Annotated in this window: 10 protein-coding genes; 2 read left to right on the forward strand and 8 right to left on the reverse strand. The window is 70.5% G+C overall.

Annotated features, from left to right (window positions below):
• Positions 1-89: 89 nt before the first annotated feature.
• Positions 90-599: a hypothetical protein gene (locus BSZ37_RS21385; protein ID WP_143537548.1), complete on the forward strand. Its 510-nt coding sequence runs from the start codon at positions 90-92 to the stop codon at positions 597-599.
• A 36-nt stretch (positions 600-635) separates the two neighbouring features.
• Here the strand turns inward: BSZ37_RS21385 and BSZ37_RS03145 are convergent, their stop codons facing one another.
• Positions 636-1,457, reverse strand: coding sequence for a class I SAM-dependent methyltransferase (locus BSZ37_RS03145; protein WP_095509145.1), 822 nt, complete (start codon positions 1,455-1,457; stop codon positions 636-638).
• A gap of 85 nt (positions 1,458-1,542) precedes the next feature.
• Here BSZ37_RS03145 and BSZ37_RS03150 point away from each other — a divergent pair, with 85 nt between their 5' ends.
• Positions 1,543-1,971 carry a hypothetical protein gene (locus BSZ37_RS03150; protein ID WP_095509146.1) on the forward strand — a complete coding sequence of 143 codons (429 nt, stop codon included), beginning with the start codon at positions 1,543-1,545 and terminating at the stop codon, positions 1,969-1,971.
• Here BSZ37_RS03150 and BSZ37_RS03155 read toward each other — a convergent pair.
• From BSZ37_RS03155 to BSZ37_RS03185, 7 genes are all read right to left on the reverse strand, one after another.
• Positions 1,968-3,089, reverse strand: a complete 1,122-nt coding sequence (locus BSZ37_RS03155; RefSeq protein ID WP_095509147.1) for a glycosyltransferase — start codon at positions 3,087-3,089, stop codon at positions 1,968-1,970. The two genes, BSZ37_RS03150 and BSZ37_RS03155, sit on opposite strands and share 4 nt — an antisense overlap.
• A gap of 90 nt (positions 3,090-3,179) precedes the next feature.
• Entirely contained in the window at positions 3,180-4,157 is a 978-nt protein-coding gene (locus BSZ37_RS03160) for a glycosyltransferase family 2 protein (protein ID WP_095509148.1), read from the reverse strand.
• A 52-nt stretch (positions 4,158-4,209) separates the two neighbouring features.
• The gene (gene gyrB, locus BSZ37_RS03165) at positions 4,210-6,267 is read right to left on the reverse strand and encodes a DNA topoisomerase (ATP-hydrolyzing) subunit B (protein WP_095509149.1); all 2,058 of its coding nucleotides are present in this window, start codon (positions 6,265-6,267) and stop codon (positions 4,210-4,212) included.
• A gap of 140 nt (positions 6,268-6,407) precedes the next feature.
• Positions 6,408-6,899 (reverse strand): hypothetical protein, encoded by a 492-nt coding sequence (locus BSZ37_RS03170; RefSeq protein ID WP_095509150.1) that lies wholly within the window; start codon positions 6,897-6,899, stop codon positions 6,408-6,410.
• 54 nt (positions 6,900-6,953) lie between these two features.
• Positions 6,954-7,607, reverse strand: a complete 654-nt coding sequence (locus tag BSZ37_RS03175; protein ID WP_095509151.1) for a CBS domain-containing protein — start codon at positions 7,605-7,607, stop codon at positions 6,954-6,956.
• Positions 7,608-7,779: 172 nt separating this feature from the next.
• Complete coding sequence (gene hflX / locus BSZ37_RS03180; protein ID WP_218830379.1) at positions 7,780-9,183, reverse strand: GTPase HflX; 1,404 nt, start codon at positions 9,181-9,183, stop codon at positions 7,780-7,782.
• A 450-nt stretch (positions 9,184-9,633) separates the two neighbouring features.
• Positions 9,634-11,706 (reverse strand): vWA domain-containing protein, encoded by a 2,073-nt coding sequence (locus tag BSZ37_RS03185; RefSeq protein WP_095509153.1) that lies wholly within the window; start codon positions 11,704-11,706, stop codon positions 9,634-9,636.
• Positions 11,707-11,755 lie beyond the last annotated feature (49 nt).

Genomic DNA, 11,755 nt, shown 5'->3' on the forward strand with positions numbered 1-11,755 from the left:
GAGGGGCGGAACGCCGTCGCGTTCGCCATTTGTGCCTTGCCGCACTCGGCGCCCGCGGCCTATCTCTTGTCGTCCCAACCCGTTGCCCGATGCGGCTCTCCGTCACCCTCCTCGCCGCCGTCGCTCTCACCCTCCCCGCCTCGGCACAGGCGGGCCCTCCCTGCCAGTCGCCCGAGGCGGACGGGCTCGACTTCTGGGTCGGTACGTGGGACCTCGAATGGGACACGGCCAACGGGACGGCCTCCGGCACCAACGTCATCACGCGCGAGCACAACGGGTGCGTGATACAAGAGCGGTTCGCGGCCGAGACCGGGTTCGAGGGCGGGAGTTGGTCGGTCCTCACGCCGGCCGGTTGGCGGCAGACGTGGGTCGACAACGGCGGCGGCTACCTCCTCTTCGACGGCGCCACCGACGCCGACGGCCGCGTGACCGAAATGCGGCAGGCGCCGTTCGAGAACCCGCAGGGCCAGAGGCAGACGAACCGGATGGTCTGGGAGGACGTCACCGCCGACTCGCTCGTGTGGCGCTGGCAGGCCTCCCTCGACGACGGAGAGACCTGGGCCGACCGCTGGGTCATCCGCTACACACGCCGCGACTGACCCCGCCTCGGCGCCGAGGCGGAGGGAGGCCGCGCGCTAGGCCGGTTTCCGCGAAGTCACGAGGAGGCCGGTGCCCGTCGCGTTGTCGGCGCGGAGGTCGACCGCGTTCAGCGCCAGCCCGACGGGGCCGGCCGCGGCGTACCACGCGCCGACGAGCGGGGCCGTCAGCCACGACGCGTTGAGCGCTTGGATCGGCCACTTCACGAGGAGTCGCCACGCGGCCGAGCCGGCGGGGCCGTAGGCGTAGTCGGTCTCGATGACCTCCAGCCCGGCCGTCTCCAGCTTCTCCGTGAGCTCCGCCAGCGGGTACCCGTCGCGGACGTGCTCGCCGATAAAGCTCTCCTCCCCCTCCTCGGTCACACCCGACCCGCCCTGGTCGCTCGGCGTGTTGACGATGAACACGCCGCCGGGCTTGAGCGCCGCCAGGACGTGCCGGAAGACGGCCCGGTCGTCCTCGATGTGCTCCATCACGTCGACCGAGAGGGCAAGGTCGAAGGCGTCCTCGTACTCGAGGGGGAGCGTGAGGTCGGCGTTCTCGAACACGACGCGGCCGGCGTACGGCGTCTGCGCCATGAAGGTCTGCGCCCGCGCGAGGTAGTCGTCCTTCACGTCGACCGCCGTGACGTCGACGTTGGGGAACGTGTCGACGAGCCAGTAGGCGTACTGGCCGAACCCGGTCCCGGCGTCGAGCACGCTGACGGGTCGGTCGCCGAACGCCTCGATCCGCCGGCGGAGCGCGCGGCGGACGTACCACGAGCGGAGGAAGACGGTGTCGAGCAGCCGGTAGAACGCCTTCGTCCGGGCGGGCGTCGTCCAGAAGAAGCGGCCGAGGCGGTCTTTGACGGGGTCGTAGTCCACGAGCGCAGGGGGTGGGATCGGAGGTTACGGCCCGCCGACGCGCGGTATCGTTCCCCTCCCCCATCGTCGCCGGAGGTTCACTGCCATGCCCACCTGCATCTGGTCCCACGAGACGTCCGACCGCGTCGTCCCGCTGACGCTCGACGTGCCGTCGAACACCGGCGGCGAGCGGACCGAACAGACGCTCTACGTCCTCCCCGAGCACGAGGCCGCCCTCCGGGCCTACAACGAGCGCGTCGCACGCTTCGGCAAGACCTTCCTGCGCGCCATGCTCGGTCTGAGCGCGGCGCTCCTCGGCGTAGCCGTCGGCGCCCCCCTTTTCGGGTGGCCCGATGCGACGGCCAGCGCCATCGTCGGGTTGGGCGTCTCGGGCATCGGCTGGCTGATGATCGCGTTCCCGTTCGCCACCCCGACGACGGTCCGCTCGCTCGGCATCCGCCGCTCGATCTGGATCGCGCGCGGCCTCGGCGCCGTGACCGTCGGCCTCGGGATCTGGATCGCCCTGGCCGGCTAGCGATCCGTGAGGCGCTCGACGGCTTCGCAGAGCCGGTCCCACGAGTACCGCTCGCGCTCGCGGCGGACGCCGGCCGCGAGTCGCTCCCCGAGGTCGTCCTCCACGAACCGCACGAGCGTGTCGGCAAGCGCGCCCGGGTCCTCAGGGGGGACGACGAGGCCGGCCTCGCCATCCGGCACGATCTCCGCCAGCCCGCCCACGTCGGTCGTGATCACGGGCGTCCCGAAATGGAACGCGATCTGGGCGACGCCGCTCTGCGTCGCCGAGACGTACGGCTGAACGACGGCGTCGGCGGCGCTGAAGTAGAGGCCGACGCGGTCGTCCGGGATGTAGTCGGCGTCGAGGCGGACGCCATCGAGCGCGGCGGCCTGCGCGCGGAGCTCGGCCTCGTCGGCGTAAAACTCGCCGGCCACGACGAGTTGCGCGCCCGGAACGCGCTCGCGGACACGCGGCCACGCCTCCAGCAGGACGTGGAGACCCTTGTAGCGACGGATGAAGCCGAAGAAAAGAAAGAGCGGGACGCCGGTCGGGAGTCCCAGCGCCTCGCGTGCCTCCGCCGCGGGCGTCGGGACGCCGAAGCCGTCGTACACCGGGTGCGCCACCTGCTCCACCGGGGCCCCGAGGCCGAGCGCCTCGACGTCGGCGCGGACCTGGTCGCTCATGACCACGAGCCCGTCGCACGCGCCGAGCCCGTACCTCGTCAGCGTGATGTCGCCCGGCCGCCGCTCGTGCGGAATCGCGTTGTGGACGACGGCCAGAACCCTCACGCCTCGCTTCCGAAGTCGGCGCGCGATGACTCCGAACGCGGGGCCAAAAAATGGCATCCAGTGCATGAACACGGCCACCTCCGCACCGCGCTCGGCGACGTGCCGGGCCGTCCGCACCCACGAGAACGGGTGGAGCGAGTCGATGCGTTGGGCCGCGATCGGGAGATCGACGGGCGGGGGGCCATCGTCGAGCTGCGTCTTGCCAGGGAAGAGCGCCTCGGGATACTGACGTCGGAACGTGACCTGATCCACGTTGTGGCCGCGCGCCACCAGCCCGCGAGCGAGGGCGGACTGAAAGTGGGCGATGCCGCCGCGGTAGGGCCACGCGGGGCCGAGGAGCGTAATGCGCATAGCGTAAGATCCCTCCGCTCTCGTCCAGCGGCTCGCACCGAGGCCCAGCGGGTCTGTCCCTGGCCCCGCCCACCTCGATGCCGAGGCGGGCTAGACCCGGACCGGCTCCTCTCGACGCACGTCGACCGACGGCGTGACCTCGCTCCGGACGTCGTACTGGTCCGGCCGCTCCATCTCGGGGCGGACGATCATCTCGCCCAGCAGCCCGGCCAGGAACGACTGCGCGCCGAGCAGGATGAGCATGACGCCGAACAGGAGCAGAGGGCGGCCGCCGATCGACGCGCCGAATACGAGCTTCTCGACGGTGAGGTAGACCAGCGTCAGGAAGCCGAGGACGAACGCGAGCGTTCCGGCCCCGCCGAAGAACACCATCGGCCGGCGCGCGAACCGGGTCAGGAAGACGACTGTGATGAGGTCGAGGAAGCCTCGGAGGTAGCGCTCCAGTCCGAACTTCGTCGTCCCGTGGAGCCGCTCGCGGTGGTTGACGACCTGCTCCTCGATGTTCGTGAACCCCTCCCACTTCGCCAGGAGCGGGATGTAGCGGTGGAGTTCGCCGTACACGCGGACACTCTCGACCACCTCACGCCGGTAGGCCTTGATGCCCGAGTTGAAGTCGTGGAGTGGGATCCCCGACATCCAGCGCGTGATGTGGTTGAAGAACTTCGACGGGAGGCGTTTTTCCCACGGGTCGTGCCGCTTCCGCTTCCACCCGGAGACGAGGTCGGCGCCGGCCTGGAGGCGGCGGACCATCTCAGGCAGTTCGGCCGGATCGTCCTGGAGATCGGCGTCGAGCGTGGCGACATAGCGCCCGCGAGCCCTCCCGAAGCCGGCGGCGAGGGCGGCGCTCTTGCCGTAGTTCCGCCGGAAGCGGACGCCCGCGAACCGGTCGTCGTCTCGATTGAGCCCCTCAATAACCTCCCACGAGGCGTCGTCCGAGCCGTCGTCGACGAGCCAGACCTCGAAGCTCAGGCCGGCGCCGTCCAATGCGTCGCGGATCTGGTCCGCCAGCTTGGGCAGGCTCTCGGCCTCGTTGTACGAGGGGACGACGACGGAGAGGTCGGGGCGCATGGGCGGGAACGTACGCGCGGGTCCCCCCGCCTCGGGCGCGAGGCGGGCGGGGCTAGGTGTCGATCGTGGCGTACTTCGCGTTCCGCTCGATGAACTTGCGCCGGGGCTCGACGGCGTCGCCCATGAGCGTCGAGAACGTCTTGTCGGCGGCCGCGGCATCCTCGATCGTCACGATCTGGAGCATCCGGTGGTCCGGGTCCATGGTCGTGCTCCAGAGCTGCTCGGGGTTCATCTCGCCGAGCCCCTTGTAGCGCTGGACGCCGACGCCGGACGCGCCGCCGAGTTCATCGATGGCGTCCCTGAGCTGCTTGTCGTTCCAGGCGTAGAGCTCGCGCTTGCCCTTCTTGGCGCGATACAGCGGCGGAAGCGCGATGTAGATGTAGCCGGCTTCGAGGAGCGGACGGAGATACCGGTAGATAAACGTGAGCAGGAGCGTCCGGATGTGCGCGCCGTCGACGTCGGCGTCGGTCATCAGGACCACCTTGTGGTAGCGGAGCTTCTCGTCGGAGAACTCGTCCGAGCCGGCCGCGATCTGGACGCCGAGCGCGGTCACCATGTTCTTGATCTCCTCGTTGTCGAGGATCTTGTCGAGCCGGGCCTTCTCGACGTTCAGGATCTTGCCCCTCAGCGGCAAGATCGCTTGGAAGTGCCGGTCGCGGGCCTGCTTGGCCGAGCCGCCGGCCGAGTCGCCCTCGACGAGGTACAGCTCCGACTCGGACGGGTCCTTCGACGCGCAGTCGGCCAGCTTGCCCGGTAGGCCGCCGCCGCCGAACGCGCTCTTGCGCTGGACGAGCTCGCGGGCGCGCCGCGCCGCCGTCCGCGCCTGCGCGCTCAGGATCACCTTCTGGACGATCGTCTTGGCCTCGCGCGGGTGGTCCTCCAGCCACTCGGCCAGCTTCTGCCCCACGAGGCTCTCGACGGCGCCCTGGACCTCGCCGTTGCCCAGCTTGGTCTTGGTCTGACCCTCGAACTGCGGCTCCTGCACCTTCACGCTCAGCACGGCCGTCAGGCCCTCACGGAAGTCGTCGCCGGAGAGGTTGACCTTCGCCTTCTTGAGCAGGTCGTTGTTGTCCGCGTAGTTCTTGAGCGTCCGCGTGAGGGCGCGGCGGAAGCCGGAGACGTGCGTCCCCCCCTCGTGCGTGTTGATGTTGTTGACGAACGAGAGGACGTTCTCCTGGTAGCCCGTGTTGTAGCGCATGGCCAGCGACACAGGAACCTCGGCGTCCTCGTCCTCGATGTGGATCGCGTCCTCGAAGAGGGACTCGCGGGCCTCGTCGAGGTAGGCCACGAACTCGGCGAGGCCGCCCTCCGAGTGGTACGTCTCGGCACGGAGCTCGTCGTCCTCCTCGCGTTCGTCGGAGAGCGTGATCGTCACGCCCTTGTTGAGGTAGGCGAGCTCGCGCATCCGCGACGCGAGCGTGTCGAAGCGGTAGACGGTGTCGAGGAAGATGCCGGTGTCCGGCTTGAAGCGGACGGTCGTGCCGGTCTCCTCGTCCGGGCCGAGGTCGCGGACGCGGGTCAGCTCCTCGACCGTGTCGCCCTTCTCGAACGCCATCTTGAACACGCCGCCGTCGCGGCGGACCTCGACGTCGAGCCGGTCCGAGAGGGCGTTCACGCAGCTCACGCCCACGCCGTGGAGGCCGCCGGACACCTTGTACGTGTCCTTGTCGAACTTGCCCCCCGCGTGGAGAACGGTCATCACGACCTCGACGGCCGGCTTGCCCTCGCGCGGGTGCATCTCGACCGGGATGCCGCGGCCGTCGTCGACGACCGAGATCGAGTTGTCCTCGTGGATCGTGACCTCGATGTGGTCGCAGTAGCCCGCGAGCGCCTCGTCGATCGAGTTGTCGACGACCTCGTAGACGAGGTGGTGGAGCCCGCGCACACCGACGTCGCCGATGTACATGGCAGGCCGCTTGCGGACGGCCTCCAGCCCTTCGAGCACCTGGATGTTGCCGGCGCCGTACTCCTTGGCAACCGCAGGTGGCAGAGGCGAGCCGTCGCCCGAGGCCGGCGGAGTCGGGAGGGCGTTGGCCGGCGGCGTGGGCGTGTCGCCCTCGGGTGTCGTGGCCTGCTCGTAGGGGCGGTCGGTACCGTTCGTGTCGGGCATCGGTCGGGGATCGGTGGGAGATGCGCAGAGGCCCCTCGACGGGACCGCGCCAAACCGGCCAAATTTACGGCCGCGCGGCAGGTTTTGCCGTCGTTCCTGAACGATTCGCCCCCGGCCCTATTGGCGCCCTCGCGCCCTGTTCACACCCCTCCGCCGCCGTCTATGAGAACGTCCCCGAGCGCGTCTCGAAGGTCGCCGACGCGGGCCGTGAAGGCCGCCAGAGCGCGGCCGTACTCGTCGGCCACAGACCGGCGCCGGGACTCACCCGCGAGCACGCGCGCCTCTTCGACAAGCGACTCGTCAACGGCCGGGTACAGGCTCAAAAGCTTCTGATGGGCCGTTCCGAGCGCGTCGCTCAGGTCGTCGAGGAGAAGTCGGTCCTCGAACGCCTGCGCCAGTGCGGCGGCCTCATTCTCGGGCACGCCGGTCACGACACGGAGCCGGAGGCGGACGAGCGTGGCGCCCACCTCGACGTGGAGACCGCCGAGGTCGTCCCGGACGGTCCGCTCAGACTCCTGCTCCGACGCGTCGCGCCCGGCCCGGCGGTCTCCGATCCGGCGTGCCGTCTGAAGCGCGGCGCGGGCGGCGGCCACGAGGGCCACGGCGTGGAAGGCGGCGGAGTCGTTCGGCACAGTCGGTCGAAAGAGGGGCGTAGGGCGTGGGAGCCCCACGTCCTCTGCCCGCCGTTACACGTTGAGGTAGCGCAGGAAGGCAGCGGCGCGCTCTTCGAGGTCGTCCTCGGCCTCGTCAAAGACGGCGACGACGCGGTAGTCGTAGTGCGCCATGACGTGGCGCACGCGCGCCGTGTCGGTCACGTTCAGCTTGAGCGTCACGCGGACACGCCCCGCGCCCGGGTCATCCTCCGTCGACACGGACAGGATGCGGACGCCGTTCTGCTCGACGATCTGGGCCACCTGCCCAAGCGAGAAGTCGGTGCGGGAGACGTCGAGGACGACGATGGCGCCCGGCTCCTCGGTCGCCAGCATGTGCGCGAGCTGCCCAAACACGTCCTGGCGAACGACGAGGCCGGCGTAGCCGCCGTCCCCGGACACGACCGGGAGCACGCTCAGGCCGTGCTGGCGCATGAGGTGTGCCGCGTCGAACACGTGCGTGTCGAGTCCGATGGAGACCGGCTCGCCGGCCATGAGCGCACCGAGCGGGGCGCTGGGCTCGGGGTGCGCCCGGAGCGCGGCCTCGGTCACGACCGAGTCGAGGCGGCCGGTCGGATCGAGCACCGGGAGGTGCGCGACGTGGGCGTCGGCCAGCTCGACGAGCGCCTCGCCGACGGTGTCCGTCGTCGAGAGCGGGCCGAGGGCGCTGAGGATTGTGGCAACGGTCATAGTAGGGGGGGGACGACCGGATAGAGGCAAGCTATCACCCGGCACCTCTACAGACGGGCAAGAGGCGTACCAGATGCAGCGAGCGGCCGGTCCGCACCGACCGTTCACCTGGCGCTCGGGCCCGTTCGGGGAATCTCCCGACCTCGGCCTCGGCGAATCCGAGGCCGAAACGCTACGCGCCGTCGTCGTCCGCCAGCGTGGCGGACTGCGCGGCGCCGTCGCCTGACGGCACGTCGGCGGCCGTTTGCCAGCGGAGGTTGCCGTAGCGCTCGAGCATCCGATCGAGGTCGGGCGCGTTCTTCGTCGAGGCCCGGAAGTGGAGGCGGACCACAGCGACGGGTGGCGCGCTGGCGTCGTAGGCGTCTCCGGCGAAACCGACTTCCTCCTCGATCACCTCGGCCACGCTGTGGATGTGGGCCCGGGCTTTCGGCTTCGCGACGGGCAAGAGCGCTACGCGGTCGACGTAGTCCGCCTCGACGAGGGCGAGCGTACGGGTGCGGAGTTCGTCGAGCCCGATGCCGCGCGCGGCCGAGATGAACACGGCGTCGTCGTAAGCCTGCTCGAGTTGGTCCAGAAGGCCGGGGTCGTCCAGGGCGTCCACCTTGTTGAACACCATGAGCGTCGGCTTGTCCTGAGCCCCCAACTCGGAGAGCGTTTCGTTGACCACGCGGACGTGGTCCTCGGCATTTGGGTGCGTCACGTCGACGACGTGGAGCAGGAGGTCAGCCTCGCGGACCTCGTCGAGCGTGCTCTTGAAGCTCTCGACGAGCGCGTGCGGCAGCTTCCGGATGAACCCGACGGTGTCGGCCAGGAGAACGGCTTTGTTCGTGTCGAGGTCGACCTGGCGGGTCGTGGCGTCGAGCGTGGCGAAGAGGCGGTCTTCGGCGAAGACCGTCTCGTCGGCGAGCGCGTTCATGAGCGTGCTCTTGCCAGCGTTGGTGTACCCGACGAGCGCGACGCGGGTCTGGTCGACGCGGCCCTTCCGCTGCGTGGTCCGCTGGCGGTCGATCCGGTCGAGGTGATCCTTGAGCACGGCGATCCGCTTGCCGATGAGGCGGCGGTCGGTCTCGATCTGCGTCTCACCCGGCCCGCGCATCCCGATGCCGCCCTTCTGGCGCTCGAGGTGGGTCCAGGCCCGCGTGAGGCGGCTCCGGAGGTACTGGAGCTGCGCGAGTTCGACCTGTGCCTTGGCCTGCGCCGTCCGCGCGCGGTCGGCGAAGATGTCCAGGATGAGGCCGGACCGGTCGACCAGCTTGACCGCGTTGTCCTCCGACTTCAGCGCCTTCTCCAAGTTGCGGACCTGGACCGGCGAGAGGTCGTCGTCGAACACCACGAGGTCGGCCTTGTGCTTCTCGACGGTCTTGCGGAGCTCCTCGACCTTCCCTTTCCCGATGAACGTCGCGCCGTGGACGCGCGGGAGATTTTGGGTGATGCGGGCGGCCGTGTCGGCGCCGGCCGTATCGGTGAGGAGTTCGAGTTCGTCGAGGCCGTCGCGGAGTTCGGCGGGCGTCGTGTCAGGCGTCTGGACACCGACGAGGACGGCGGTCTCACGTCGGCGGGAGGTCGGTTGCGTCAAAAGGCGATCTGTAGGCGTCGGAGGTCTGAACGCGGCGGGCCGGGGGAACGGTGCCTCTGCTGTGTGAAAGCTAGAGTGGAACGGCGGCGGATTCGTGGGGAGGCCCTTGAATTCGTCTCTCGCGCGCCTCCGCCTAGACATCGAGACGGAAGGGGCTGGTTTGGACAGACATCCCGCTCGCCCGGCGTGTCGCCGCTACGAATCGTGGAATCACAGGACGCGCCGCCCCCGATCTCGGCGCGATTCTGGACCTGTCGGCTGCGACTCGCTCCCTCCTTTCCCCGAGGGTCCGCCGATGGGTTCCGTGTGCTGGGACGGCACGCCGGCCCCTCTGTCCCGCCTCACGGGACAGAGGGGCTGATCGTCCCGGATCGGACTTCTGTCGTTTTGTGGTGGAGCGGCAGGGGCGTGGGCGGAGGAACTTTCGGGGTCCTCCGTCCCATTGTCGGGTCACGCCCCAGGGGCTGCCCGCCAGCGTGTCGTCACGAGCGTCTCGGCGACGAGGCACGTGAGGGCGAGCGCCAGGAAGAGGGTCCACAGCGGCATCCCGCTCGGCTCGCCCGAGGCGGACAAATCCGCGGCCCCCTCGACCACACGGACCGGCCGGTCCGTCGCGGCCTCCAGCCGACGCGCAGCCTCCGCCGGATCCAGTTGTGCCGGGTCCGACTCGCGCGCGTCCTCATTGACGGCGACCACGCGGAGCGTCCGCCCGCCTTGCACGACGCGGTACAGACCCGCCCGCGCGACGGCATCGCCCACGTCGAGGACGACGGCGCCCGGGACCGTCCGCTGGAGTGGCGTCAACGCCGTTCCGTCCGGCCCCACAAGGCGGAGTGCCGCGCCCGCCTCGACGCCCTCGACGCGGACGGTTCCCCCTTCCCTTGCGACCAGCTCGCCCGAGTCGGCGACCGACGACCCGGCGGCGAGGTACGCGGCAGCGCGGTACAGGAGGGGAACGAACAGGCCGCGCTGCGGGAGGTCGCTCCACCTGAGGTCCGGCGCGACGCCGAACAGGAGCACGCTGCCCTCGCCGCGCCGGATCTCCTGGAGCATCGGCGCGCCCGTCTGTGTCTTAATGAGCGTCGACTCGTCGGCGCCGCCCGGACGGTAGCGGGCGATGCGGCGTACATCGGCCGCCTCGGGCGTCGGGCGGGCCGCGTCGAAGACCCCCGCGAAGAGCGGGTGGTCCAGGTCGAGATCGGTCGTGCGACCAATGGCCTCGCCGTCGGACTCCCCGAGTGCGCCGTCGATCCGGCCCGCGCCGAGCGCAGAGAGAAGCGGGTTGAGCGACTCCGGATCCGTCCCGGGGAACGCGAGGACGCCGCCGCCCTCGGCCACGAACGCGGCCAGCCGCCCCGGGTCGGCCACCGAGGCAGGGCCGACGAGCACGACGGCGTCGTAGTCGCTCAGATCCGCGCCGGCCAGCGCGCCCTCGGCGACCTCATTGAGCGCGACGCCGCCCGACTCGGCAGCGACGCCCAGCGCGAGCGTTACGAGGTCGGCCCGCTGGCCGTCGCCGCGGACCACGAGCACGCGCGGCGGCGGCGGCACGCGGAGGGCGAAGTAGCGCGCGTCGTCCCACTCGGCACCGTCGGCCTCGATGCGGACCTCGCCGCCGAGCCACCCGCGGGCGGGAGGCGTGACCGTGAACGGGACACGCACAGGCGTGTTTGGAACCACGTCAACGGCCGTTTCGGCGACGCGCTCACCATCGAGCAGGAGCGCGGCGCCAACCGTCCCGGGGCGTCCTCCGTAGCGAGTCACTGTCGCCTCGATCTGTACCGGCCGGCCGGGCTCCACGATTCGGCTCACGACCTCCACGTCCGTCACGGCCGTGTTGACCTGCCGACGTGCGCCGAGCGGAAGGAGCGTCACGTCGACGTCGTCGGGGAGTGCGGCGCTGGCGGAGTCGGTAAACGTCGCGGCCTGGAAGTCGCTCACGACGACGATCTCACGGCGCGGATGCGCCGCGCCCTCCAACAGGCTTCCGGCCCGAGCAACGGCGGCCGTCAGGGGCTCGGCGCCTGCGAGGGACGGCGTCGCGGCGATGGCGTCGAGGACCGGTCCGGCCGTTGCGTACGGCACCGCCCGGAACTCGGGTGGGCGGGCGACTGGGAGGAGCGTCCGCTCGTCGCCGCGGCCCGTCGCCTCGACGACCGTCCCGCCGAGCGTGCGCGCCTGGTCGATGAGGGCGCCCTGCGCGTCGCGCAGCGTCATCGACCGGCTGTTGTCGAGGACGAGGACGAGGCTCCGGGCCGCACCCTCCTCGAACACTCCGGCATCGGCCGTCCGCGTCGGGCGTGCGAAGGCGAGCACGAGGAACAGCACGGCGAGCGTCCGGAGCGCCAGCAGCAGCCACTGGCGGATGCGGACGCGGCGCATCGAGGTCGCCTCGATCTCGCGCACGAACCGGAGCGTCGAGAAGTCGACGCGCTGCGGCCGGCGGAAGTTGAAGAGGTGGACGACGATCGGGATCGCCGCCGCCGCGAGGCCGACCAGGAGGAACGGATTCAGAAAGCCCATGGCCGGCGAACGTAGCCACGCCCGCCGGTCGCGCGCGGGCCAGGAGGTT

It is taken from the genome of Rubrivirga marina (assembly GCF_002283365.1).
GTDB classification, from domain to species: Bacteria; Bacteroidota; Rhodothermia; order Rhodothermales; family Rubricoccaceae; genus Rubrivirga; species Rubrivirga marina.

Coding starts and splice junctions, on each gene's coding strand:
- gyrB (WP_095509149.1), bottom strand. CDS start 6,267: ATGCCCGACACGAACGGTACCGACCGCCCCTACGAGCAGGCCACGACA.
- BSZ37_RS21385 (WP_143537548.1), top strand. CDS start 90: ATGCGGCTCTCCGTCACCCTCCTCGCCGCCGTCGCTCTCACCCTCCCC.
- BSZ37_RS03185 (WP_095509153.1), bottom strand. CDS start 11,706: ATGGGCTTTCTGAATCCGTTCCTCCTGGTCGGCCTCGCGGCGGCGGCG.
- BSZ37_RS03160 (WP_095509148.1), bottom strand. CDS start 4,157: ATGCGCCCCGACCTCTCCGTCGTCGTCCCCTCGTACAACGAGGCCGAG.
- BSZ37_RS03175 (WP_095509151.1), bottom strand. CDS start 7,607: ATGACCGTTGCCACAATCCTCAGCGCCCTCGGCCCGCTCTCGACGACG.
- BSZ37_RS03155 (WP_095509147.1), bottom strand. CDS start 3,089: ATGCGCATTACGCTCCTCGGCCCCGCGTGGCCCTACCGCGGCGGCATC.
- BSZ37_RS03150 (WP_095509146.1), top strand. CDS start 1,543: ATGCCCACCTGCATCTGGTCCCACGAGACGTCCGACCGCGTCGTCCCG.